Annotated in this window: 22 protein-coding genes, 1 tRNA gene and 6 pseudogenes; 12 read left to right on the top strand and 17 right to left on the bottom strand. The window is 65.4% G+C overall.

All coding sequences use genetic code 11. From position 1 onward, the window contains the following. Both OZ671_RS15750 and OZ671_RS15745 read right to left on the bottom strand, forming a co-directional pair. The coding region (locus tag OZ671_RS15750) for a D-alanyl-D-alanine carboxypeptidase family protein (RefSeq protein ID WP_328286366.1) at nucleotides 1–1,184 on the bottom strand (1,184 nt) is incomplete at its 3' end. Nucleotides 1,185–1,483: 299 nt separating this feature from the next. Further along, nucleotides 1,484–2,701: an FAD-dependent oxidoreductase gene (locus tag OZ671_RS15745; protein WP_268861627.1), complete on the bottom strand. Its 1,218-nt coding sequence runs from the start codon at nucleotides 2,699–2,701 to the stop codon at nucleotides 1,484–1,486. A 95-nt stretch (nucleotides 2,702–2,796) separates the two neighbouring features. Here OZ671_RS15745 and OZ671_RS15740 point away from each other — a divergent pair, with 95 nt between their 5' ends. From OZ671_RS15740 to OZ671_RS15730, 3 genes are all read left to right on the top strand, one after another. Then, nucleotides 2,797–3,279, top strand: coding sequence for a MarR family winged helix-turn-helix transcriptional regulator (locus OZ671_RS15740; protein ID WP_268861626.1), 483 nt, complete (start codon nucleotides 2,797–2,799; stop codon nucleotides 3,277–3,279). Nucleotides 3,280–3,724: 445 nt separating this feature from the next. After that, on the top strand, nucleotides 3,725–4,003 hold the full coding sequence (locus OZ671_RS15735) for a hypothetical protein (RefSeq protein WP_268861625.1): 279 nt from the start codon (nucleotides 3,725–3,727) through the stop codon (nucleotides 4,001–4,003). Nucleotides 4,004–4,129: 126 nt separating this feature from the next. Then, a complete protein-coding gene (locus OZ671_RS15730; RefSeq protein WP_268861624.1) occupies nucleotides 4,130–5,296 on the top strand; it encodes an acetyl-CoA acetyltransferase in 1,167 nt (388 codons plus the stop codon). A gap of 320 nt (nucleotides 5,297–5,616) precedes the next feature. On the opposite strand, the gene OZ671_RS15725 is transcribed toward OZ671_RS15730, so the two are convergent. From OZ671_RS15725 to OZ671_RS15710, 4 genes are all read right to left on the bottom strand, one after another. Beyond that, on the bottom strand, nucleotides 5,617–6,747 hold the full coding sequence (locus OZ671_RS15725) for a P1 family peptidase (RefSeq protein ID WP_268861623.1): 1,131 nt from the start codon (nucleotides 6,745–6,747) through the stop codon (nucleotides 5,617–5,619). Nucleotides 6,748–6,830: 83 nt separating this feature from the next. Next, nucleotides 6,831–7,370, bottom strand: coding sequence for a molybdopterin adenylyltransferase (mog, locus tag OZ671_RS15720; protein WP_268861622.1), 540 nt, complete (start codon nucleotides 7,368–7,370; stop codon nucleotides 6,831–6,833). 29 nt (nucleotides 7,371–7,399) lie between these two features. Further along, nucleotides 7,400–7,960, bottom strand: coding sequence for a GNAT family N-acetyltransferase (locus OZ671_RS15715; RefSeq protein WP_268861621.1), 561 nt, complete (start codon nucleotides 7,958–7,960; stop codon nucleotides 7,400–7,402). A gap of 63 nt (nucleotides 7,961–8,023) precedes the next feature. Beyond that, nucleotides 8,024–8,548: a GNAT family N-acetyltransferase gene (locus OZ671_RS15710; RefSeq protein WP_328286367.1), complete on the bottom strand. Its 525-nt coding sequence runs from the start codon at nucleotides 8,546–8,548 to the stop codon at nucleotides 8,024–8,026. Between OZ671_RS15710 and OZ671_RS31965 the strand changes: the two genes are divergently transcribed. Then, nucleotides 8,432–8,692 (top strand): hypothetical protein, encoded by a 261-nt coding sequence (locus OZ671_RS31965; RefSeq protein ID WP_328286368.1) that lies wholly within the window; start codon nucleotides 8,432–8,434, stop codon nucleotides 8,690–8,692. The genes OZ671_RS15710 and OZ671_RS31965 overlap by 117 nt on opposite strands. A 137-nt stretch (nucleotides 8,693–8,829) precedes the next feature. Here OZ671_RS31965 and rpmA read toward each other — a convergent pair whose 3' ends face one another. Then, complete coding sequence (gene rpmA / locus OZ671_RS15705) at nucleotides 8,830–9,099, bottom strand: 50S ribosomal protein L27 (RefSeq protein WP_038303758.1); 270 nt, start codon at nucleotides 9,097–9,099, stop codon at nucleotides 8,830–8,832. A 66-nt stretch (nucleotides 9,100–9,165) separates the two neighbouring features. Beyond that, nucleotides 9,166–9,870 carry a 50S ribosomal protein L21 gene (locus OZ671_RS15700; RefSeq protein ID WP_268861619.1) on the bottom strand — a complete coding sequence of 235 codons (705 nt, stop codon included), beginning with the start codon at nucleotides 9,868–9,870 and terminating at the stop codon, nucleotides 9,166–9,168. A gap of 322 nt (nucleotides 9,871–10,192) precedes the next feature. On the opposite strand from OZ671_RS15700, the gene OZ671_RS15695 reads away from it, so the two are divergent. Both OZ671_RS15695 and OZ671_RS32095 read left to right on the top strand, forming a co-directional pair. Beyond that, nucleotides 10,193–10,282, top strand: a tRNA-Ser gene (locus tag OZ671_RS15695). Nucleotides 10,283–10,375: 93 nt separating this feature from the next. Next, a pseudogene (locus OZ671_RS32095) lies at nucleotides 10,376–10,567 on the top strand (GIY-YIG nuclease family protein); the annotation flags it as partial. A gap of 113 nt (nucleotides 10,568–10,680) precedes the next feature. Here the strand turns inward: OZ671_RS32095 and OZ671_RS32090 are convergent. Beyond that, nucleotides 10,681–11,056: pseudogene (locus OZ671_RS32090) on the bottom strand (helix-turn-helix domain-containing protein); the annotation flags it as partial. A gap of 203 nt (nucleotides 11,057–11,259) precedes the next feature. On the opposite strand from OZ671_RS32090, the gene OZ671_RS15680 reads away from it, so the two are divergent. From OZ671_RS15680 to OZ671_RS15670, 3 genes are read left to right on the top strand one after another with little or no spacing between them, the layout of a single operon-like run. After that, nucleotides 11,260–11,673 carry a very short patch repair endonuclease gene (locus OZ671_RS15680; protein ID WP_268861616.1) on the top strand — a complete coding sequence of 138 codons (414 nt, stop codon included), beginning with the start codon at nucleotides 11,260–11,262 and terminating at the stop codon, nucleotides 11,671–11,673. Further along, nucleotides 11,670–12,830: a DNA cytosine methyltransferase gene (locus OZ671_RS15675; RefSeq protein WP_268861615.1), complete on the top strand. Its 1,161-nt coding sequence runs from the start codon at nucleotides 11,670–11,672 to the stop codon at nucleotides 12,828–12,830. Before OZ671_RS15680 ends, OZ671_RS15675 begins: the two co-directional genes overlap by 4 nt. Next, on the top strand, nucleotides 12,827–13,591 hold the full coding sequence (locus OZ671_RS15670; RefSeq protein WP_268861614.1) for a GIY-YIG nuclease family protein: 765 nt from the start codon (nucleotides 12,827–12,829) through the stop codon (nucleotides 13,589–13,591). Before OZ671_RS15675 ends, OZ671_RS15670 begins: the two co-directional genes overlap by 4 nt. 19 nt (nucleotides 13,592–13,610) lie before the next feature. On the opposite strand, the gene OZ671_RS15665 is transcribed toward OZ671_RS15670, so the two are convergent. The 5 genes and pseudogenes from OZ671_RS15665 to OZ671_RS15645 all read right to left on the bottom strand — a co-directional run bounded on the left by OZ671_RS15665 (nucleotide 13,611) and on the right by OZ671_RS15645 (nucleotide 18,186). Next, complete coding sequence (locus tag OZ671_RS15665) at nucleotides 13,611–14,135, bottom strand: hypothetical protein (RefSeq protein WP_268861613.1); 525 nt, start codon at nucleotides 14,133–14,135, stop codon at nucleotides 13,611–13,613. Continuing rightward, nucleotides 14,132–14,959, bottom strand: coding sequence for a DEAD/DEAH box helicase (locus OZ671_RS15660; protein WP_268861630.1), 828 nt, complete (start codon nucleotides 14,957–14,959; stop codon nucleotides 14,132–14,134). The genes OZ671_RS15665 and OZ671_RS15660 overlap by 4 nt, the downstream gene beginning before the upstream one ends. Next, a pseudogene (locus OZ671_RS15655) lies at nucleotides 14,957–15,379 on the bottom strand (DEAD/DEAH box helicase family protein); the annotation flags it as partial. The gene OZ671_RS15660 and the pseudogene OZ671_RS15655, both read right to left, overlap by 3 nt. 21 nt (nucleotides 15,380–15,400) lie before the next feature. Further along, nucleotides 15,401–15,808, bottom strand: coding sequence for a restriction endonuclease (locus tag OZ671_RS15650; RefSeq protein WP_268861612.1), 408 nt, complete (start codon nucleotides 15,806–15,808; stop codon nucleotides 15,401–15,403). After that, entirely contained in the window at nucleotides 15,808–18,186 is a 2,379-nt protein-coding gene (locus tag OZ671_RS15645) for an ATP-binding protein (RefSeq protein ID WP_268861611.1), read from the bottom strand. Before OZ671_RS15645 ends, OZ671_RS15650 begins: the two co-directional genes overlap by 1 nt. A gap of 100 nt (nucleotides 18,187–18,286) precedes the next feature. On the opposite strand from OZ671_RS15645, the gene OZ671_RS15640 reads away from it, so the two are divergent. Beyond that, on the top strand, nucleotides 18,287–18,997 hold the full coding sequence (locus tag OZ671_RS15640) for a hypothetical protein (RefSeq protein ID WP_268861610.1): 711 nt from the start codon (nucleotides 18,287–18,289) through the stop codon (nucleotides 18,995–18,997). Between the two features lie 77 nt (nucleotides 18,998–19,074). Here the strand turns inward: OZ671_RS15640 and OZ671_RS15635 are convergent. Continuing rightward, nucleotides 19,075–19,650 (bottom strand): annotated as a pseudogene (locus OZ671_RS15635) (LysR substrate-binding domain-containing protein); the annotation flags it as partial. On the opposite strand from OZ671_RS15635, the pseudogene OZ671_RS15630 reads away from it, so the two are divergent. Both OZ671_RS15630 and OZ671_RS15625 read left to right on the top strand, forming a co-directional pair. Next, nucleotides 19,651–20,034: pseudogene (locus OZ671_RS15630) on the top strand (aldo/keto reductase); the annotation flags it as partial. 11 nt (nucleotides 20,035–20,045) lie between these two features. Further along, nucleotides 20,046–21,260: pseudogene (locus tag OZ671_RS15625) on the top strand (MFS transporter). A 97-nt stretch (nucleotides 21,261–21,357) separates the two neighbouring features. Here OZ671_RS15625 and OZ671_RS15620 read toward each other — a convergent pair. Beyond that, complete coding sequence (locus tag OZ671_RS15620) at nucleotides 21,358–22,008, bottom strand: glutathione S-transferase family protein (protein WP_268861609.1); 651 nt, start codon at nucleotides 22,006–22,008, stop codon at nucleotides 21,358–21,360. Nucleotides 22,009–22,121: 113 nt separating this feature from the next. After that, on the bottom strand, nucleotides 22,122–23,066 hold the full coding sequence (locus OZ671_RS15615; protein WP_268861608.1) for a LysR family transcriptional regulator: 945 nt from the start codon (nucleotides 23,064–23,066) through the stop codon (nucleotides 22,122–22,124). Nucleotides 23,067–23,188 lie beyond the last annotated feature (122 nt).

Here is a 23,188-nt window from a genome sequence, read left to right as displayed (position 1 = left end):
ACGGCCGCAAGGGCCGGGGCCGCCGGCACGGCGCGCGCCGGCGGCGGCGCCGAGCTCGCCCCGCCGATGAAGACCGGGACGGGATCCATGGTCGGCCGATAGGGGCCGAGCAGCGAGGGAACCTGGCCGGAGGCGGCGGCAATGGCCTGCATGCCGGCCGAGCGGCGGCCGGCCGAGGGCTGCGCCATCATCTGCGCGTAGCTGAGATTGCCCGGATCGGTCGCCGAGGCGACCGGCTCGTTCTCCAGGTCCTCGCCCGATTCGATATAGACCGGGCCGCCACGGCCGCGGCGCCGGCAGGCCTGGTCGCGAATGTTGGCGGGCGCCGAGAACGTGTCGTTGGCGACGCTGTCGAGGCTGACGCCGGTGCCGCCGAAACTCGCGAAATGGCGCTCGAACAGGCCGGCGGCGGTCTCGGCCCGGCCGCGCGCCGAGGTCGCGCCGAGCACGACGACGATGAGCTGGCGTCCGCCGCGGGTGGCGGTCGCCACCACGTTGAAGCCGGAGGCGCAGGTGAAGCCGGTCTTGAAGCCGTCGGCGCCCGGATAGCGGCCGATCAGGTGGTTGTGGTTGCGGATGACGCGGTTGCCGTAGCGGATCGCCGGCATGCGCCAGAGCAGCGACTGGTCCGGGAATTCGCGCATCAGCGCGCGGGCGAGCACCGCCATGTCGCGCGCCGAGGTCTGCTGCCCGGTCGCCGGCAGGCCGTTCGGGTTGACGAAATGGGTCGCGGTCATGCCGAGCCGGCGCGCCTCGGCATTCATCATGGCGGCGAAGTTTTCCACCGACCCGCCGAGTCCCTCGGCAATGGTGATGGAGACGTCGTTCGCCGACTTCACCATGATGATCTTCAGGGCATTGTCGATGGTGAGGACGGTGCCCGGCCGGAAGCCCATCTTGGAGGGCGCGGCCCGCGCCGCCCGCTGCGACACGGTGAGGCCGGTATTCAGGCTGACCCGGCCCTGGCGTACCTGCGACAGCGCGACATAGGCGGTCATCATCTTGGTGAGCGAAGCCGGCAGCCAGGGCGCGCCGGCACGGTCGGACTGCAGGACCTGGCCGGTCGCGACGTCGACGACGATGGTCGGGCCGACCTGCTGCGCGGCGGCGGGCGGCGGCATGGCGACGCCGGCCCCGAGGCTGAGCGCGATCGTGGCGGCGAAGGCTGGGGCGCAGATCCGCAAAATCGAGCCTCTGTCGGAACAATGAGGTGGGAACTGACGTCTTGTACCTGCTTCGCGGGGCCTTCGCCAAGCCGTGGCGACGCCGCCGTGGCGGCGCCATGGCGATAGCGTGGCGCCACTGTCGTCCGCGGAACGGGCGAGGCGACGCCGCAGACCCTCTCGAAAGCCGGTCAGGACGGGCGAGGCCGGCTATCAAGCGCCGGAAGGCGGCCAAAGCATGGCCCCGCCTGCCCGCATGCTGCCGCATCGATGCACGCCTGAATTGATCGGCGCGCAACCTGCCGTAGCGACAGGCCGGGCTACCAGCGGACGCGATGGTCGTAGAGCCAGCCGAAATCGGGCGGCGACAGCCTGAGGACGAGGCGCAGGACGAGGCTCTGCACGTAGGCGCCGATCGGCCCGCGCTTCTTGGTCGCGCCGATCCGCCGGCTATAGGCGACGACGCGCTCCACCCGTCCGCGCCGCTCGCTCTCGAAGGCGGCGAGGGTGGCGGCAAGGTCGGCGAGGCCCCGCTCGCGCAGGAGGCGCGCCAGCGTCGCGGCATCCTCCAGCGCCATCGAGGCGCCCTGACCGGAATGGGGCGCGACGGCGTGGGCGGCATCGCCGACGAGGACGGCGCGGCCGCGCCACCAGCGCGGCAGGCTGGCAATGTCGAAGATGTCGATGGGCGGGATCATCTCGGTGGTCGTGCCGAGGATCTGCCGCACCATCGGGTTCCAGCCGCCGCCGGCGGCCAGCGTGGTGTCGAGACCGGCCTTGCCGGTGAGCGCGACGCGCGCGGCGGCATCGAGCGGCGCATCGCGGGCGAGCGAGGACCACCAGGTGCCGGCCGCCGCGCCGTTCTGTTCGGCCTGGGCGCAGCCGATAAAGGCGCCGGCGCCGAAGAACAGCGTCATGGCTCCGGCCCCGGGCAGGCCGGCCCGGGCGAGGGTCGCGGCCGGCACCCAGCCGCCGGTTCCGGTCAGCCCGGTATAGGTCGGTTCCGGCCCGTCGGGCAGCAGCACCCGGCGCACGCGCGAATGCAGGCCGTCGGCACCGACCAGCAGGTCGCCGCGCGCCGTCGTGCCATCCTCGAAGCGCGCGATGACCGCATCGCCGGTCTCCTCGTAGCCGGCGAGCCGCTTGCCGTGGACGACCGGAATGCCCGCGGCGAGCGCCTGGTCGTGCAGCACCTCCTGCAGGCTCGCGCGCGCCATCATGACCGGCAGACGGCCGCCGGCGGCCGGGCGGTTCGCCATCGTGCCGAGCAGACGGCCGCGGCCGTCGCGGAATTCGGCCCGCTCGCACAGGCAGCCGCGGGCGCTGAGCGTCTCGGCCAGCCCCAGCGCATCCAGCACGGCAAGGCCGTTCGGCGCGATCTGCAGGCCGCCGCCGATGCCGCGAATGTCGGGATAGGCCTCGAAGACCTGCGGCCGGAAGCCGGCCTTCGCGAGGAAGAGGGCGGTGGCGCAGCCGGCAATGCCGCCGCCGATCACCAGGATGTCGCCGGCGGTCGCCGGATGGGCCTTGTCGCTCATGGGTCGATGTCCTCGGGGGGCGCCTGGGAGCCATCGACGCGGCGGCCGCTCCGTGGCACAATCTTGAAGAGTATATATCTTTGTGGCTAAGAATAATGGCAAATGAGATAAACCGTCAAGGCCCGGCGGCCGATGTCGCCGCGCGCCTGATGCTGGCGCTGCGCCGGTCCTCTGCTGTCGGCGTGCTGCACAGCCAGGCCGTCGCGCGCCGGATCGGCATCAACGCGAGCGATCTGGAATGCCTCGACCTGATCCTCATGGGCGGCCCGGCGACGGCGGGCGAGATCGGCCGGCGGACCGGGCTGACCAGCGGCGCGGTCACCGGCCTGATCGACCGGCTGGAACGCCACGGCCTGGTCGAGCGGACCGCCGACGCGCGCGACCGGCGCAAGGTGCTGGTCAAGGTGCGCGAAGAGCGGATCGGTGAATTCGCCGTCCATTTCGAGCCGATGCAGCGGGCCATGAACGAGCTTTTCGCGCGTTATGATGCCGACCAGCTCGGTCTCATCGCCGAATTCATCGAGCGCGCCATCGATCTCTCGATGGTCAGGGTGACCGAGCTCAATGCGGGCCGATAGGAGGCTGCCGGACGGCGGGAAAGACCGGCCGGGGCTGCGATATCGCGCATCCCGCAATATGTCCTGATCGGTCTGGCCGCGGCGTCCTGGGCAGCCGTGGCGACCGCGCTTTGCGATCCTGGACCTGTGCCGGTGCGCGCGACCGTCTCGGCGGCCCGTCCATGTCCGGCGGGCACGGCCGGCAATGCCACCGGCACGGGCGGTGTTGCGGTCCTGCACCTGCGTTCGGGTGCGAAGGGGTGGGCCCTGGCCTGGGGCATCACGGCCCCGACGCGCCGGACCGCGCTTCCATCCGCCGGATGCGCCAGGCGGGGACGGTGCCGCCGGGCGGCGAAATATACCGTGGGCAGGCGAGACATAATGGGCTGCCGCTTGCGTGCGAAGCTTGTCGCCTGGCCGGGTGGCGCCGGGGCCGCGCGCGGCGGCGAGGCTTGTGGGGGACGCCATGACATCGACGTCGACAGGGCTGCGGGCCATCGAATATCTGCTCTACGCCGCGGCCGTCGTGATCTGGATGATCGCGATCATCGCCTATTTCGACGTCACGGCGCTGCCGTTCGCGGTGACCGTGTCAGGCAGCGGCCCGCCACGGATCGGCCTTCTCGCCAATGCCCTGGCCAGCGCCGGGATCGCCATCGGCTACGGACGGCAGGGCCGCCGCAAGCATGTCCTCCTGTTCGCCAGTCTCACCCTTCTCTGGGCGCTGCTCTCGCTGCCCCTCTGAGCCGCTCAAGGCGCCGGGCTCTCACGCGACCCGACCTGTCGGAACGGCAGGCATGCGCCTGATGGACGATGGCGAGAGCGGGGTGGCGCACCTATAATCAGGGCAACCCCCTGAGGAGCTTTCGCAATGACCGCCTGTATCGTGGGCTGGGCCCATACTCCCTTCGGCAAGCTTGAAAACGAAACGGTCGAAAGCCTGATCGTCAGGGTCGCGACCGACGCGCTCGTCGATGCCGGCATCGGCCCGGGCGATGTCGACGAGATCCTGCTCGGCCATTTCAACGCCGGCTTCTCGCCCCAGGACTTCACCGCCTCCCTCGTGCTGCAGGCCGATCCGGCGCTGCGCTTCAAGCGCGCGACGCGGGTCGAGAATGCCTGCGCCACCGGCTCGGCGGCGGTGCACCAGGCGGTGCGCGCGGTCAAGGCGGGCGACGCCCGTGTCGTCCTGGTGGTCGGCGTCGAGCAGATGACCAAGACGCCGGGGCCGGAGATCGGCAAGAACCTCCTGAAGGCCTCCTACCTGCCCGAGGACGGCGGCACGCCGGCGGGCTTTGCCGGCGTGTTCGGCCAGATCGCCCATTCCTATTTCCAGCGCTGGGGTGACCAGTCCGACGCGCTCGCCATGATCGCCGCCAAGAACCACAAGAACGGCGTCGACAATCCCTATGCCCAGATGCGCAAGGATTTCGGCTACGAGTTCTGCCGCACCGAGAGCGAGAAGAACCCCTTCGTCGCCGGCCCGCTGAAGCGCACCGACTGCTCGCTGGTGTCGGATGGAGCCGCCGCGCTGGTTGTCACCGACGTCGCGACCGCGCTCAGGCTGAACAAGGCGGTGGCCTTCCGCGGCGCCGCCCATGTGCAGGACTACCTGCCCATGTCGAAGCGCGACATCCTGAAATTCGAGGGCTGCACGGTGGCCTGGGGCAAGGCGCTGGCCGAGGCCGGCATCTCGCTGAGCGACCTCTCCTTCGTCGAGACGCATGACTGCTTCACCGTGGCCGAGCTGATCGAATACGAGGCCATGGGCCTCACGGCCGAAGGCCAGGGGGCGCGCGCCATCAAGGAAGGCTGGACGGCCAAGGACGGCAAGCTGCCGGTCAATCCGTCGGGCGGCCTCAAATCCAAGGGCCATCCGATCGGCGCCACCGGCGTGTCGATGCACGCGCTCAGCGCCATGCAGCTGATGGGCGATGCCGGCGGCATCCAGGTGAAGGACGCCAAGCTCGCCGGCATCTTCAACATGGGCGGCGCGGCCGTGGCCAATTACGTGAGCGTGCTCGAGCGCCTGCGCTGACCGCAGGCGGTTCCGCGATCGAGAAGCCCGCGGCCGGAGACGGTCCGCGGGCTTTTTCTTAGGGTTCGGGCGATGGGCTCGGGCAGGGCGCGCGGCACCGGGCGAGCCCGTGGTTCGAGGCCCGCGCGAGGGCGTGGGCGCCTCATGAGGTTGGGAGGTGAATGGCAGCAGGGTTGCTCATGAGGCTCCGAGCACGGCGCTTCGCAACCGCGCGCGATACCACGCTTTCCCGATCCTCATGGCGAGGTGCTCGCCCCCTTTGGGCGAGCCTCGAACCACGGCCCGTCCAGATGCAGCGCCGATGACCCGGCGCTCCGGCCCTACAGGAGATCGGCCGCCATCGGCATGGCCGGCACGCCCGGGCCGCTGACCGCCTTGGCGTTGAGCACGGCTCTCAGCACCGCGGCGGTGGTCACCTGGGCGGCGATGGCGCCGAGCGCCATCATGTTGCCGGGGAGGCCGCTCTTGCCCGTGCCGAGGGCGAACATCGTGTCGCCGTCCCACATGGTGTGGATCGGGTCGATGGCCCGGGCGAGGCCGTCATGGGCCATCTGGGCGAGCTTCTGGGCCTGCGCCTTGGTCAGCACCGCGTCGGTCGCGACGAGGCCGATCGTGGTGGCCATGCCGGCCTGGATCGAGGGCGGCAGCTCGCCCCGCAGGATCGCCTGGGTGACGCCGAGCGTGCGGCGGCCGTCCTCGGTGCGGGTGCCGGCGACGACCTGGCCGCTCGCAGGATCGATGACGTCGCCCACCGCATTGACCGCGACGATGGCGCCGACCGTGATCTTGCCGACCTTGACCGCTGCCGTGCCGATGCCGCCCTTCATGGCGCGTGCCATGCCGTAGAGCTTGCCGACGCTGGCGCCGGTGCCGGCCCCGACCGAGCCCTCGGCGGGCGCCGCCGTGCTCGCCGCCTCGCAGGCCTTGTAGCCGGCGGCCGCGTCCGGGCGGATCCGGTGGTCGCCGACGCCGAGGTCGAACAGGATCGCCGCCGGCACGATCGGCACCTTGGCGGGGCCGGCGGGAAAGCCGATGCCCTTCTCCTCCAGCCAGCGCACCACGCCGGTGGCGGCATCGAGGCCGAAGGCGCTGCCGCCGGCGAGCAGCACGGCATGGACCTTGTCGACCATGTTGGTCGGGTTGAGCAGGTCGGTCTCGCGCGTGCCGGGCGCGGCGCCGCGCACGTCGACGCCGGCGGTCGCGGCCTCCTCGGGGATGATCACGGTGCAGCCGGTCGGCCGGCGGTCATCGGTGAAATGGCCGATCCGGATGCCCGGAACGTCGGTGATGGCGCCGCCGAGCACGCGCGCCTTCAGCGCCTCCAGCGCCGGCCTCGGCGCCGGCGCCTGGGTCGGTGCCTGGCCCTGGGCGCCGGCTTCGCCAGCGGCGAGCGGCAGCAGCGCCGTGCCGAGCCCGAGGGCCGCCTTCGACCCGAATGTGCGCCTGTTCATCGTCTCTCCCCCCGGGGCCATCACATGCCTCTTCGGCGGGGAAGGATAGGCCGCCCGGCGCGCCGGTCAATTCGTGCCGATGCTCAGGCGCCCTTCGGGCGGAAGGCGATGCAATGGGCCGGATTGGTTTCGAGGCGCGGCCCGCCGATCAGGTCGATGCAATAGGGAATGGCCGGCATCACCGCGTCGAGGCATTCGCGGATCGCCGAGGGCTTGCCCGGCAGGTTGACGATCAGCGAGCAGCCGCGGATGCCGGCGGTCTGGCGCGACAGGATGGCGGTCGGCACCGCCTTCAGGCTGACCGCCCGCATCAGTTCGCCGAAACCCGGCATCAGCTTGTCCGAGACCGCCTCGGTCGCTTCCGGTGTCACGTCGCGCGGCGCCGGGCCGGTGCCGCCGGTGGTCAGGATCAGCGGGCAGCGTTCGGCATCGGCGAGGGCGATCAGCGTTTCGGCGATCAGCGCCCGCTCGTCGGCGATAACCCGCGCGACCGGATGCCAGGGCGAGGCGACGAGCTCGCTCAGCGCCGCGACGATGCCGGGGCCGCCCTTGTCCTCGTAGAGGCCGCGGCTCGCCCGGTCGGAGACGGTGACGACGCCGATGGGGACGGAGGTTTCGGTCATGGCACCCTCGATGCTGGCGCGCGCCCCGCTCAGGCGGAGGCCGGGCGCACGATCTCGGTATCGATATGCCGGACGAAGGCGCGCCGCGCCAGACTGTGGCGCTGCGATTCGCCCGTGCGTGCGAAGCCGAGCTTGTCCTGAACGTGCAGCGAGGCGGGGTTGTCGAAGAAGGCGCCGGCGACGATACGGTCGAGCCGCGGTTCGCGGAAGGCCACCGCGATCAGCGCCCGCGCCGCCTCGGTGGCGAAGCCGCGGCCCCAATAGGGCCGGCCGAGCCACCAGCCGATCTCGACCACCGGCAGCGCGCCGATGAACGACATGACGCCGATGAGCAGGTCCGGCGCGCCCTTCTCGGCAACCGCGAGGCCGAGGCCGCGGCCGTCGGCATTGATCGCTCCCATGGCGGCGACGAAGGTCTCGGCGTCCTTCTCGTTGTAGGGCAGGGGCACCACCGCCAGCATGCGGGCAACCCCGATATCGCCGACATAGCGGGCGATGCGGGGCGCATCGCCCCGCCGCAGCTCGCGCAGCACGAGGCGGGGCGTCTCGATGGGAACCGCGCCGCGCCAGGGCGATGTCGTCTCGGTCATGTCCGGGCCAGCCTGAAGCCGCAAAAAACCCCCGGCCCGTCGCGGGCCGGGGGTGGTTGAATATCAGCCGAGCTCGCCGATCACCACCTTCGGCGCGCTGCGCCTGAGGATCGGGTCGCGCCAGGCCTTCAGGCTGGTCCAGACGCTGCGGTCGAGCAGGAACTTGTCGACCGGCACTGAGCTCGCGAGCAGGCGCGAGCGGGTGAGGCCGGCGCCGACCCACTGGAAGCCGCATTTCTCGATGACCCGGCGCGAGGCCGGATTGACCACGCGGGCGCGGGCGGCGACCGCCTTGGCGCCATGGTCGGTGAACAGATGATCGACCACGGCGCGCGCCGCCTCGGTCGCGAAACCCCGGCCCCACCAGGCGGTGCCGATCCAGTAGCCGATTTCGGGATCGCCGATCTCAGGCATCACGAAACCCGTCGCTCCGATCAGGGCGCCGTCGGTTTTCGACGTGATGAGAAAAGGATGATCCTCGCCTTGCCAGGCATTGCTGATCCAGTTCTCCGCGTCTTTTTCCGCATAGGGATGCGGGAGGTTCGCCGTCATTTCGGCGATACGGCGATCATTGGCTACGCCAGTGATCGCACGCGCGTCCTCGAAACGCGGCGCACGGAGGACGAGCCGCTCAGTCTCGAGGACGGGGATACTGCATTCGGTGGAAAGGCCGCTTCCGCGGCATTCCAGGATGGTTTCCAGGGCGGTCATGACGAGGCTCCTTGGGCCTGATGCGGACCCCGAGACCATCCCGAGGACCAAAGAAGAAGGGGCGCCGGCCTTGCCGCCGGGCGCCCCTTGATCCTTGAACCCTGATCATCGGAGCTGCCTGGCGTCTTCGCCGGCGGCTCCGATGGGATGCCGCCGTCTTATTCGGCTGCGGCAATCATCGGAACGACCGACACATAGGTTCGGTTGTTCGATTTCGTGCGGAACTCGACGCGGCCGTCGGCGGTCGCAAAGAGGGTGTGGTCGGTGCCAAGGCCGACATTGGTGCCGGGATGGAACTTGGTGCCGCGCTGACGGACGAGGATGTTGCCGGATACGACGGCCTGGCCGCCGAAGCGCTTCACGCCGAGGCGCTTGGAGTGGGAATCGCGGCCGTTACGCGACGAGCCGCCTGCTTTTTTGTGAGCCATATCAAGCTCCCGATCTGTTCAATCTATAAAACGTGGTCTTGGTTGCGAAGACAAGCGGGAAACCGCTTACTTGTCCTCGCCGGATTTCAGCTCGGCCTGGTCGACCTTCGCGCGCGGCGGCTTGCCGGCGAGAAGCTCCTTGGCCTGCTCGACCCATTCCTCGCGGGTCGCGCGGCCGCGCAGCGCCAGCTCCTTGTCCTTGGCCTCGATGTCGGCCTCGGTCCAGGCGGCGATCTGCTCCCAGGAGGTGATCCCGGCAGCGCGCAGCTTCTTCTCGATCGTCGGGCCGATGCCGGCGATCAGCGACAGGTTCGAGGTGTCGCGCACCTCGCCCGCCGCGGCGGCAGCCTCCGCCTTGGCCGGCTTCGCGGCCTCGGTCTTGGCGGCCTTCTCGGCCTTGGCCGGCTTCTCGGTGGCGGCGGCGATGGCGGCCTTCGAGGTGACCGTCGGCTTGGCGCCGCCGGTGAGGATCTCGGCGATGCGCACGATGGTCAGGTCCTGGCGATGACCCTTCTTGCGCTTGGAATTCTGCCGGCGGCGCTTGCGGAAGGAGATGACCTTCGGGCCGCGCGCCTGGCGAACGACCTCGGCCGCAACGGACGCGCCCTCGACGAGCGGGGCGCCAACCGTGATGCCGGCGTCGCCGCCGACCATCAGCACCTCGGGGAACACCACGATCTCGCCGGCTTCCGCCGTCAGCTTCTCGATGGTGAGCGTGTCGGCCGCGGCGACCTTGTACTGCTTGCCGCCAGTCTTGATGACTGCGTACATGTTGAACATCCTTGCATTCGACGAACCTTGGCGCGCCCGATGAGGCCCGCCGGCCGTCTTCTTGGTTGATCTTGCCGGCCCTCGAAGGGGCACGGTTCTCACGACGAAAAGCGCGTGCCAGCCGGACGGGCCGCCGGGCGCGCGCTTCTTCAAGCGGCGCTCAATGCGGGAAAAGCCGCGCGAAGTCAAGGAAAACCGTGGGCGGTTTCATCATCGCCTCGTTATTCCGCGCCGAGGCGCTTGAACCGGCGCGCGCCTTCCGCTAAACGGCGCATGCTTTCGACGGGAGAGGCGGTCTTCGACCCGCTTTTTCTGGCACCGCGGAGAGGTGGCTGAGTGGTTGAAAGCACCGCACTCGAAATGCGGCATACGGGCAACCGTATCGGGGGTTCGAATCCCTCCCTCTCCGCCATCCTGCTTCGCTCTGCGAGCTTCGCAGGATTGGCAGTGTCCGCCGCGCGAAGCACGATGCCCTCCGGAGCTTCAGCGTAGGAGGGCCGTCTCGATGCGCTATGTCTACCTGCTCGAGAGCATCGAACATGCCGGCCAGCGCTATGTTGGCGCTACCTCCGATTTGAAACGCAGGCTCGCCGAGCACAATGCCGGCAAGTCACCTCGTACGTCGAAACAGCTGCCCTGGCGTCTGGCGGCCTACATTGCGTTCTCGACGCCGGACAAGGCATCGGCTTTCGAACGCTATCTGAAATCGGGCTCCGGCCACGCGTTTGCCCGGAAGCGGCTCTGGCAGGCGGTACGATCCCTTCGCAATTCAACTGGCTGCCTCCGACACGGCACTCTCGGCCAAGTGTGCCTGAGAGGCTTCACCAATCCATGGCGATGCAGGACGGCGTGGATGGTGCTGCGGGCCGGCACGCGCATGTCGCTGGCCAGCCGCCGCACGATCCGTTCGCGCAGATTGCGCGCGCGCCAATGTGGCTTGTCGCGCTTGAGCGCCGCGATCAGGCCTTCGGCCTGGCCGGGCAGATGATTGGCATAACGTACCGGCCGGCGTTCAGCGATCGCTCAGAGCCTCACGTCCGTGCGCGCGGTAGCGGCTGAAGATTGTGTAGCCCGTCTTGCGCGAGATGCCGAAGGCCCGGCAGGCCTCCGTCATCGCCTCTCCATCCAACAGGCGGGCAACGAAGCGCAGGCGTTCGTCCATGACCGAACTCTCCTTCCATGGCATCCCACCCTCCGCTTCCAGAACAAAAGCGGACAATGGAACCCATGTGTCCCGTACGGTCTGTCACCTGCGTCTCAGGCCGCTCATTTGGGTCGCGCGCCCTCTTACAGCTTGAACAGCAAGGAAATTTTCGAGTTCGAAAAGCCGAGCGACCTTATGGTTCGCGGAGGGATGGCGTACGAATGTGATCACTCTATCTTTCCACTATGGTCGATACGCTATCGGAAAAAGCTCGCTCCGAACGCATGGCGCGCATTCTCGGGAAAAACACCGGCCCCGAAATGATCGTTCGCAGGCTTGTCCATGGACTGGGCTACCGCTATCGGCTGCATGGCAAGCATCTGTGCGGTCGACCGGATTTGGTGTTCGCAAAGCGTCGCAAAGTCATTTTCGTCCACGGGTGTTTCTGGCATCGTCATGACGATTCGGCGTGTAAGCTCGCACGGCTTCCCAAATCGCGACTCGAGTTCTGGCTGCCCAAGCTGACTGCCAATGCCGAGCGCGACAAGCGGAACGTGGCGGAACTCACGGCATTGGGGTGGGACGTCATGACCATTTGGGAATGCGAGCTCAATGATTTGACGTTCCTTGGGCATAGAATCCAGGCATTCTTGCGATGATGAAGTCTATCGAATTATTCGCGGGAGCAGGCGGCCTCGGCATCGGATTACACGAAGCCGGTTTTAGGCCCATAAACGTTATTGAATGGGATTCTTACTGCTGCGATACTATCCGCGAAAACAAGACGCGCGGCATTAACGCGGTCAATAAATGGAATCTGACTGAAGGCGATGTCCGCTCCGTCGATTTTCGCGAATACGAAGGCCAAATCAAGTTGATCTCTGGCGGTCCGCCGTGCCAACCGTTTTCCCTTGGCGGGCGCCATCGTGCCTACGACGACGCGCGCGACATGTTCCCGCAAGCGATCCGCGCCGTGCGTGAAGCGCGACCCCAGGCCTTCATTTTTGAGAATGTGAAGGGGCTTACCCGTGCCACCTTCCGCAACTACTTCGAATACATCCGGCTCCAGCTTGAGCACCCCGATATAGTGGCGCGCAAGAGCGAGGATTGGGCTGATCATCTTGCCCGCCTCGAGCAGCACCACACCAGTGGTCGCCGAAGCGATCTAACGTACCATGTTGTGACGCAGGTGTTGAATGCCGCCGACTACGGCGTGCCGCAAAAGCGTGAGCGCGTGTTCTTCGTAGGGTTTCGCGATGATCTCGGCGTTAGTTGGCACTTTCCGCTTTCGACCCACTCGCACGACGCGCTGCTTTGGGATCAAGTGAAGGGTGATTACTGGGACCGCCACAAGGTGGCCCGCAAGGATCGCTTCATTTCCCGGAGCACTGATCACATTCGACGCATGGACGGGCCGCCTATCGAGCATCCATGGAATACGGTCCGTGATGCGCTAGTGGGGCTTCCGGATCCAGAGCATCAGCCCGACGTTGCGGCGACGCTCCTCAATCACCGCTTTCAGCCAGGCGCGCGTTCCTATCCAGGCCACACCGGCAGTCCGCTCGATGAACCTGGTAAGACGCTGAAGGCAGGCGTGCATGGCGTGCCGGGCGGTGAGAACATGTTGGTGCGTCCCGACGGGAGCATTCGGTACTTCACCGTTCGTGAGAGCGCTCGCCTGCAAACGTTCCCCGACGACTTTCTCTTCCACGGCTCATGGACAGAGACGATGCGGCAACTCGGAAACGCGGTTCCCGTCAAGCTCGCCCGCGTGGTGGGTGAGGACGTGGCCCGCCATCTGAAGGAAGCCGCATGACATCCGGCTTCGTTGAGTTCGAATTCGATCTCCCGGACGCGCTTCTCACCAGCCTTGTTGGTATCTTCGACAAGATGAAAGCCGCTCCGCTCACGCCCGAAGCCGTCGCGACGCTTCCCGACGAGCAAGGAGTCTATCAGTTATTGCTGAACGATGAGATCGTCTACATCGGCAAGACCGACGGTGATGCCGGGCTGCGCAAGCGTCTCAGCCGCCACTCCTTCACGATCCAACACCGTCAAAACCTCGATACGGCAACGGTGGTGTTCAAGGCTGTGCGCGTCTTCGTGTTCACGGCGATCGATCTTGAAACACAACTGATCCGTCACTACGGCGCGACGAAGCCGGTGGCTTGGAACAACAGTGGATTTGGGTCGAACGACCCTGGTCGCAACCGCGACGATACCGATCTCAAGCCGAAAGGCTTCGATGCGAATTATCCAATCGATCTAGATCAGCCGATTGACATCGAACTGGTACCAGGCGCTTCACTCGCCGCGATCATCAGCGCCATCCGTCAGGCCTTGCCGTACTATTTCCGGGCCGAGGCGGCGGCGCCGCGCAGCCGCGTCTCGCATCCCGATCTCCAGGCGGCAACGTTCGTCGGACCAGCGCTTTTCAAGCCCACGATGCGCACTGCGGTGCTTTCCATCCTGGCTTCACTGCCTGCAGGTTGGCAGGCGACGCTCCTGGCTGGGCGCGTGATCCTCTACAAGGAAGCGAAGGATTACCGCTGGGGCGTCACGATTGGGCGGTCCTAGGCGCGCGTCCGATGGCGCTCTATTCAAGCCAGACCAGCTTTTGAATTTCGAGTTTCTTGGCTGCGCTCTCGACAACAGCACGTGACTCTGGACTGGAATGCCGGGCATTCGCCTCAAATAGAACGGCACCGAATGCCGTGGCGTTTCCTTCGAACGCGCGCTCGTGCAACGCAAGTAGGGTTGCCTTCCACTCCGTGGCGCGGCTCCACGCAATTTCGCGGCCATCCGTCAAACGCCGTCCGTGGGGTTTAATATACGTTGTGCTGAAATCGATATTGCCGGGCAGGCCTAAGACACGGAGGACACGCGAAGCATCGGACGTGCGTTCTCGAGTGTAAGCCTTCAACAACGTATCCTTGATGTAAACGCGGACTTGGCGCGCATCCATGAAAGCCCCAAGGCGCCCGCCAAGGTCGGGTGTCTCGGTCCAAATAGTGTAGTAGCGCGACTTGGCGGGTAAGGTCAGTGTCGGCCAATCGAGGCGATCGGCCTCTGACCACAACTTTATCCGAACATCTTCGCGAATTGACTCTGGAATCCTCAATCCACGCCTCCCGGCAAGGGCGTATTCGGATAATCGAATTTCGGGAGCTCGAGCCGTGCGTCGCCCTCGCGAAGCATGAGATCGGCCTGATCCTTCATCCATTCGAGCATGAAGCTCCCTGCTGACTCGTCCCTGAAGCTGATCAGATGATGGCCCAAGGGCAGCCGTTCGGTTGGCCCGGAGGACGCCTTCTCCAATTGAATAACTTCGGCGACGCGCTGCAAGTCCGTCACGAAGTCCAGCACCACGACCTTGTCCTTGTTCGGGCTCATGCGAAGGCCACGCCCGAGCTGCTGAACGAAAATGCGTCGGCTGTGGGTTGCCCTCATGAAAACGATCAGATCGACATCAGGAACATCAACGCCTTCATTGAAGAGATCGACACTCGCGAGAACATCAATATCGCCGCGGCGGAACGATGCCATTAACCGGTCGCGCTCTCGATCGTCCTGATGAGATGAGATCGCCTCCGCGCGCAGGCTAAATGACCGCAAATGACCGGCGAAGCTCTCCGCATGATCGACGGTCGGGGAGAAGATTATCCCGCCACGCCGCTTCTCCGTTTGGAAGACATCCGCGATTTGTCGAGCGGCTTCCTCGTCACGTGTCGGAATGAGAAGCTTCTTATTCAGTTGCGTGAGTGAGTATTTGTGGTGTGAAAGCTCTTGAACGAACTTCCAGTCAACATTGTCGGCTAGAAGCCGGTAATCGACTTCGCAGAGATACTTGTTCTTGAGACCATCTGAAATGCCGACCTGTGCGAGCGGATGGCCAAGAATCTCATTGATGTCGAACGCGTCGCCTCGCCAGGGCGTTGCCGTCACGCCGCCCACGTGTGGTGGCCGAAGTAGTTCCAGGGCCCGCCTGAACGTCGGGGATCCAATGTGATGCGCTTCGTCAACCAGGACCAAACCAAACTTGGGGAGACTATCGGTGCGTCCTATGACGCTCTGCACTGTCGCAAAAGTGATTCCGTCCCAGAAGCTGGGGCTTTCGTTGCCCGACAGCAAATGCGTCGGGATGGACTTGGGTAGCTGATACCAAAATCCGAACTGCAGTTGTTTCACGAGCTCACGCTTGTCAGCGAGGACCAGAACGCGGCCCCCCTCGATCAGGCCATCGCGATAAAGATCAGCGACCAGTTCGGCCATGACGACCGTTTTGCCCAGGCCCGTGGCCAGCACGACCTGCGCCCTGCCGGTATCGAGAAGCCCTTCTCGGAACGCCTCGAGAGTGGCTTGCTGGTAAGGCCGAAGCCCGCGGCGCTATTTTGAATATTCCGGCACCGAAGACACAAAGCTCCGGAGCTTCGCGGGATCGAGCGTCTCGACGATGATCCCCACGCGCGCGAAGCGTTCGATCTCGGCCTGCAGGCTTCCGCCAATCGCGCGCGATGTGGCCACGAGCAGCCGGTCGGCCTTATAAAAGGCCCCCGCATCAACAATCTCTTGAACGGCGCTCTTTTGAGGGGGGGCCGTCGTTGTGTGCTTGCATTGAACGACCCATATCTGGCCGTTCTTCACTCCAACGATATCGGCGCCCTTATCACCGCTGCCGCCGACGACGCGCACATCCTCGAAGCCGGCGCAGATGAGCAGCCGTGCGACATCCCTCTCAAACGCTTGCCATGGCCCCTTTAAAAGGCGTCGCTCATCGAGAAACGATGGAGCCATCAGGTTGGCTCCGCGTCGGGCCTCAGTAGCCGCAGCGACATCGTCGCCCTGATCAACTCTTCCCGTGGGGCGTTCACAAGGTCGCTGCTGTCCTGCCTGGATAGCCAAATCGCATCGTTGAGCAACCCAATATACTTGGAGACGATTCCTGATCGGACACCGTCGGTGATTTCGGTGTCCCCGTAGTCAAGGGATTCATACGGCTCATCCCAGATCTTGCCTTCGAAGCAATACTCTGGGTGCTGCTCGATCAACGAGCGCAAGATCTCCATGGGCGCATATTGCAAGAACGATCCGTCGCCTGTCACATCCGTGGGCTTGATCTTTTTCGCGGCAAGCGCACGCATTACCATTTGCTGGTTCGCGACAGTCAGCTCGTTGAACAGCGCTGCTCGATCTTCTTCCTTGCAGCTTTGAACGAAAGCCCTGGCGATGTCGGTGAGAATGTTGGAGGCATCCGCTCCCATGGTCTTCGCGTCGAGAAGCGTTTCATCCCCATAGTTGGACCGAAGCTCCGCTAAGATTTCTCCGAGTTTTGGGCCTTCCTGCGATGTCCGCAGCAGCTCGCCCGTTAACCAGGCCAAATCGGTCAACAAGGCGTCGCGCGGTGTCATGGTGATCGAATGAAAGACCTCGTGGGCCGGGTCATAGAGGAAGTGATACGTCCTGGTCGCCACATCGGCCAAAACAGTCACCCAGGGCGAACCGCCCGGAAGCTGCGGATCCGTCGAAGCGACCTCGAAGGCGACCACCGGCCATGAGGTATTTGATTTTTGATAGAGATATTTACGCGACAGGCTCGGAATTTCACGCCGTGCGGGCGGTTTCGGCGGCTCGGGCGTAGATCCCTGCGGGTCTGCCGGCAGCGCCGATTTTGCACTATCATCGGGATCAAGAAGGCCAGCGGGGAGGGTTTCGCCTGGCTTCTTGTCGTCGTCATCGGATTTGGGTTTTCCGCCAGTGCCATAAAGCAACTCGCGATCCGCCTCCTCGACCAATTCCCACCACTTTGTGTCATCCTGATATTCAGGATTTCCATCGTGGAAGAGGTTGGCCATCTCCGACGCGCGGGCGTTGTCCTTCACAATCATGATGCGCGCATACGCGCCAGCGGTCTTGCTGTGTGGGCTTGTACGCCTGAAGGCCTTGAACAGCGCGAACAGGGGAGCGTCATTTTGAGAGTAGCCAAGGCTCTTCGCCTTCTCGGGGCGAAGCGGCCCTTCTCCGCGGATCAGCCTAACCATTTCGTCCCAGGACGGATCGGTGCGGTCGAACCGATCCTTGGCGTAGCTTACACGGCAATGGTCGATATGGATTTCTCCAACGATCCGGCCCTCGTTTCGGGGATCGTCGATGGGATATTCCCGCTCTTCACCATCCTCCCCGCGGTAGATAAAGAGATCCTTGTTCGATATCTCGATTTTTCGCCCATTGCGAATGAAGTCCAGACCGAACTCATTCTGATTGCGATAGCGCTGAATACCAATCCAGCCCGTGACCTTGCGGCTCCGCTTCGTCACTGTTCCCTTTGAAATACAGATGGGGCACGGGGCACTTGGATCGACATCCATTAGCCAGCTCATGCAGTTCGTGCAGTAAAAGCGCTGAGCCATTGAATGGTTGATCGGGATAACAGCGTGCACGGTCCCGAGGTCCGGTAAATCGACTTTCCTATCTTCGCTCCAAGTGCAATGCCGCAACCCTTCCACGCGTTTGTTATTGATGAAAAGGTCGAAGGAAATCGGAACGCCATTCTTGCGGAGCATCGATGAATAGGTTTGCGAAAGCCGTTTGCGCACGCCAGTCTGATTGGCGGGACGAGCCAGCCATTTCCTCTGCTCGGGCTTGAGCCGTTTGATTGTCACCTCCGTGCCGTGCTGATCTATGTCGGCCTTGGGACGACGAAGATGTGGCGTCTTGAAGTGGCGTTGGCTACGCAGCTGGTCGAAATCGATCGACAGCCCATGCCATTCAGCTTCCCCTTTGCGGGTCGTCCACACTTCCGTGACCGACCCCAAGCGAGCGGTCGCGATGTTGAAGCCCATTCCAAAAAGGCCAAGATTGTCGATGGGGTTGTTCCCCGACCAACCCGCGCGGACAGCACGCTCCAGCACTTCCGGGCTCATGCCACCGCCGTTGTCTGTAATTTTTAGTTGAGCGCCTTCCTTATCAGCGTTGGGCAGTGTCACATCGACACGAGGCCCCGTGATAGAATCGCCAGCGCGATGTGAGTTCAGAAAGCCGTCAATCGCATTGTCCACGAGTTCGGCGATACACCGCCACTGATCGATGTTGATCTCGCCGAGCATTGGCAGAACGCGCGTATCCGGCTGAAGGTCAAATTCCTTCGAGCCCGCGCCCGCTGACGTATCGTTCATGCCTTCCCCCCAATGCAACCACTTGGTATTTTGTGTTAAGAATACGCACAGATAATATCTAAAATGATATCTGCCAAGCGTACTATCGAAAAGGGAAAATTTGTCCGACATGCATCCACCAAGTGGAAAGCCAATACCGCAATCCAGCTTGGATGACGTGCTTGAGCGGCTACGGCCTACTATCGACGATACGATGGACAAACTCCGGCGCTCGACGTTCCGCGAGGATCCCATCGCGGATCGAAAATACTCACGGGCCACGAGCATTATAAGCTCGGCCTACAAGCGCCACGGACAAATTATCGACCAGGCGATATTGGAAAGACTGAAGGATTGTCCGCGCTTTAAAGTTTGGCGCGAGGATGAATTCAAGCTATCGCATGCGTCACTGAAAGAATTGAATGTGCATCAGCGTGTGGAAAAATGCCTGCGCATTGAACTTGCCTATGGTGATAGAGAGCGCGCAATTCCGATTGATATCCTGGTTTTTGACAACGAAACACGCCGCCTAACGTCGTATAATATCAAGCGTGGGAATGGTTCATACGATGGAGGAAGGCGGGGCATTATCAAAGCAGATCTACTGCGAACCAACATGCACCTGCTGGATTACGGCAAAAGCGTGGGCATTGAACCCATATCAGCCCAGGCTCACATCGTATTTTACTATGGACTGCTGTCGATTCCAAAACCCCTGGCAATTGCGGGCAGTGAGTTGGATGACCACTTCTCGTTTCCCGTGATCGGAGCCGTTGAGCATGTGAACAGCTACTTCAGACGGGCGCTTCACCAACTCATCGAAGAGGAATGATCGCTTCGTTTGAATGGGAACCCATTATGACCGACATTCATTAGGTTCCTGGTGAGCTGCCTGCTTTGCAACGGAGGCTAGCGGATTCCTGCCGGCGCGCAAGCACGAGGACACGTTCCCGCAATAGCCCCCTCACCTCCCTTCCCCAGAAACCCCTGCAGCCGCGGCACCACGAAGTCGAGGAACACGCGCACGCGGTGGGGCATGCGGGGGCCGCCGAGGAAGACGGCGTGGATCGGTTCCTCGTCCGGCTCGATCACGTCGGCGAGCACTTCGACGAGGCGGCCGGCGGCGAGGTCGGCGCGCACGTGATAGTCGCCCATGCGGGCGAGGCCGGCGCCGGCGAGGGCCATGCGCCGCACCGTCTCGCCATTGTTGGCGAGCAGCGGTCCGCCGACCGCGCGGTCGACGGTGCGGCCGCTCTCGCGGAGCGGCCAGACCGGCGCGGAACGGCGGAAATTGAAGCCGAGGCACTGGTGCCGGGCGAGGTCGTCGACCGTGCGCGGCGTGCCGTGGCGCTGGAGATAGGCGGGGGCGGCGACGATCTTGCGGTGGGCGAGGCCGATGCGCCGCGCGATCATGCCCGAGCTCGGCAGGGGGCCGATGCGGAAGGCGATGTCGGTCCGGTCGAGATAGAGGTCGACGATCTCGTCCGGTCCAAGGCGCCGATCGTCACCAACCAGGTCGAGCTGCACCCCTATCTGCCGCAGGCCGCGCTCGCCGCGGCAGCGAGGGCCGCCGGCATCGTGCTGACGGCCTATTACGGGATGGCCGACGGCGCCGTGCCGCAGGACGCGGTGCTGCAGCGGATCGGCGCGAAACACGGCAAGAGCGCCGCCCAGGTCGGGCTGCGCTGGCTGATCCAGCAGGGCCATGTCGCGCTCAGCAAGACCGCCCGGCCGGACCGCGTGAAGGAAAACATCGCCATCTTCGATTTCAGCCTCGCCGAAGCCGACATGGCCGCGATCGCCGCGCTGGCGCGACCGGACGGCCGCATCGTCAGCCCCGCCGGCCTCGCGCCGGACTGGGACGCATAAGGACAGGACCCGTGACCAGCTCCGCCTCGACGGCCACTGTTGCGGCTGAACCCTCGACTCATGCCCGCTGGGCGCTGCTCGCGCTCGCCATCGGCGCCTTCGGCATCGGCACCACCGAATTCTCGCCGATGGGCCTGCTGCCGGTCATCGCCGAAGGCGTCGACGTGTCGATCCCGACCGCCGGCCTGCTCATCAGCGCCTATGCGATCGGCGTCATGGCCGGCGCGCCGGTGATGACGCTCGCCTTCAGCCGCTTCGGCAAGCGCACCGCGCTGATCCTGCTGATGGTCATCTGCACCGCCGGAAACCTGATGTCGGCCATGGCGCCGGGCTATGTCACGCTGCTGGCGGCGCGGCTCGTCACCAGCCTCAACCACGGCGCCTTCTTCGGCCTCGGCGCGGTGGTGGCCGCGAGCGTCGTGCCGAAGGAGAAGCAGGCGAGCGCGGTGGCCGCCATGTTCATGGGCCTGACGATCGCCAATATCGGCGGCGTGCCGGCCGCGACCTGGATCGGCCAGCAGATCGGCTGGCGCATGGCCTTCGCCGGCACCGCGCTGATCGGGGTCGCCGCCATGGCGGCGCTGTGGCTCGCCCTGCCGCAGGGCGCGCGCGGCCGGATGCCGGATGTGCGGCGCGAGCTCGCCGTGCTGACCCGGCCGGTGGTGCTGCTCGCCATGGCGACCACCGTCATGGGCGCGGGCGCCATGTTCACGCTCTACACCTATGTCGCCCCGACGCTGAAGACCCTGACGGGTGCGTCCGACGGTTTCGTGACCTTCGCCCTGGCGCTGATCGGCGTCGGCTTCACCCTCGGCAACTGGCTCGGCGGGCGGCTCGCCGACTGGTCGCTGGACGGCGCGGCCAAGATCTTCCTCAGCGCGCTCGCCGCCATCATGGTGGTGCTGCCGCTCGCCTTCGCAAGCCATGCGGCGACGGCGATCGGCCTTCTCGCCTAGGGCGCCGCCGCCTTCGCCATCGTCCCGCCGGTGCAGATGCGGGTGATGCAGGCGGCCGCCGAAGCGCCGGGCCTTGCCTCCTCGATCAATGTCGGCGCCTTCAATCTCGGCAATGCGCTGGGCGCGGCGCTCGGCGCCGGCGTCATCAGCCTGGGGCTCGGTTACGCCGCGGTGACGGTCGCTGGTGGCCTGCTCGCCGCGGCCGGGCTCGGCCTGGTGCTGATCGGCGGCCGCGAGACGTCCCGCCAGCTCGCCGATTGCGAGGCCTGACGCGGGCGATAGGCCGCCCCTCTCCCGCGAGCGCCCGGCCGGCACGACGGCCGGGCGCATCGCCCATTCCGGGCGCCAGCTTCGCGCCCGTGCCGCCTCACGCATAACGCTTCAGCATCACCTCGGTATTGGCCTTGCGGTCGGCATTGACGCGCCGGACATGCGGGCGCTCGGCGAGGCGCTGCAGATAGGGCAGGGCGTCGGGCACGAGCTCGGCGAGCAGGTTGCGGCCGTAGATGATCTTGGTGGCGCTCGCCAGGATCGGCAGGTGGGTGACGGCGGCGCAGTCGGCCATGGTGAACATGTCGCCGGCGATGAAGGGCGTGTCGAAGCGGGCGAGCTGGGCGAAGGCGGGCAGGCTCTTCTTCAGCTGCCGCTCGGTCCGCTCCTTGACGGCGTCGTCGACCGTGCCGCCGAAAAAGGCTTCCGGATAGAGGTTGCGCACGACCAGCTCGAGATGCAGTTCGAGATAGATCGTCAGCTCGCGCACCTTGGCGGCCGCGAAGGGATCGGCCGGCAGCAGCGGCACCTGCGGATAGGCCGCCTCGATATATTCGTTGATGGCCGAGGATTCGCACAGCTTGCCGGCTTCGGTCCTCAGATAAGGCACCTTGCCGAGCGGCGAGGCGGACCGGTCGACCTCGCCGATCCAGACCAGTTCCTCCTCGAACGGCACGTCCTTTTCGAGCAGCGCGAGCTTGACCTTGTTGTAATAGTTGCTGGCGGCAAAGCCGCTGAGGATCAGCATCGGACCATCCCTCCCTCATCTGCCATGATCGGGAGGCTAGTCGGCGGCCGGCCGCAAGGCCAGCCCGGCCGAACGGCCGGCGGATGCGGCGCGCCGCGCCGTTTCCGTCAGCCTCAGGCGGCGTCCGGCTGGCGCCAGTCCCCGGCCTCGACGATGCGCCGGTATTCGTCGAGCAGCAGTTCGGCCGGCCGCGACAGGGCGCGCCCCGGCCTGCGCAGGATGCGCGAGCGGAACGACAGCGGGATCGCGAACGGCCGGACGACCAGGTCGCGGCCGGCATGGGGGCCGAGCGCGGCCTCCTCGACCAGCCCGACGCCGGTTCCGATCCGCACCGCCTCGATCAAAGTGGGCGAGGCGGTGATCTCGACATCCACCTGGAGGTCGTCGCCGGAGCGCGCGAAGGCCGCGCTGATCCAGCGGCCGAAGGTGGTGTTCGGCCCATAGGAGACGAAGGTCTCGCCGGCGAGATCGGCGCGCGACACCAGGTCCAGGCGGGCGAAGCGGTGCCCTGGCGGCGCGATGCAGAAGACGCGCTGGTCGCCGAAATCCTCCGTCTTCAGCTCCGGCGTCACCGCGATGGAATGGGCGAGGCCGAATTCGGCGCGCCCGGAGGCGACCGCGTCGATGATCGGCTGGTTGGCCAGGATCTCGAGCTTCACCCTGACGTCCGGATGGCGGGCCCGGAACGCCTTGATCGCCGGCACCATGAAGCGGGTCGCCTGGGTCGGGATCGCCGCGACCGAGATGGTCGTCCCGGCGTCGCCGCGCAGCGACGCGGCCAGCCGCTGGATGGACTCGTAGGTGCCGAACAGCCGCTCGACCTCGGCCTGCAGCAGCTCGGCCTCGCGCGTCAGGATCACGCGGTTGCCGTCCCGCTGCATCAGCGTCAGCCCGAGGCTGCGCTCGACCTGGCGCAGGATCTTGCTGACCGCCGGCTGCGACACGTTGAGCAGCCGCGCCGCCTCGCTCACGCCACGGGTCGCCAGCACCGCCCGCAGCGCGTCGAGCTGGGCGAGGGTCAGCCGCGGGCTCAGCGGACCGGTCTCGGTCATATCCATGGTCACCCTGCCTCAATCATGAGTAAAGGATATATGTCTTGCAATGAATCGACAAAAAGTTATCCTTCGCACAACTGCGGATCTGGGGAAAACGCTGCCATGGCCGATACGGGCTACCTTCG

The organism is Phreatobacter sp. AB_2022a, assembly GCF_026847585.1.
Classification (GTDB): Bacteria; Pseudomonadota; Alphaproteobacteria; order Rhizobiales; family Phreatobacteraceae; genus Phreatobacter.
The sequence above is the reverse complement of the archived record's forward strand: the minus strand, read 5'-3'. Positions and strand labels throughout refer to the sequence as shown.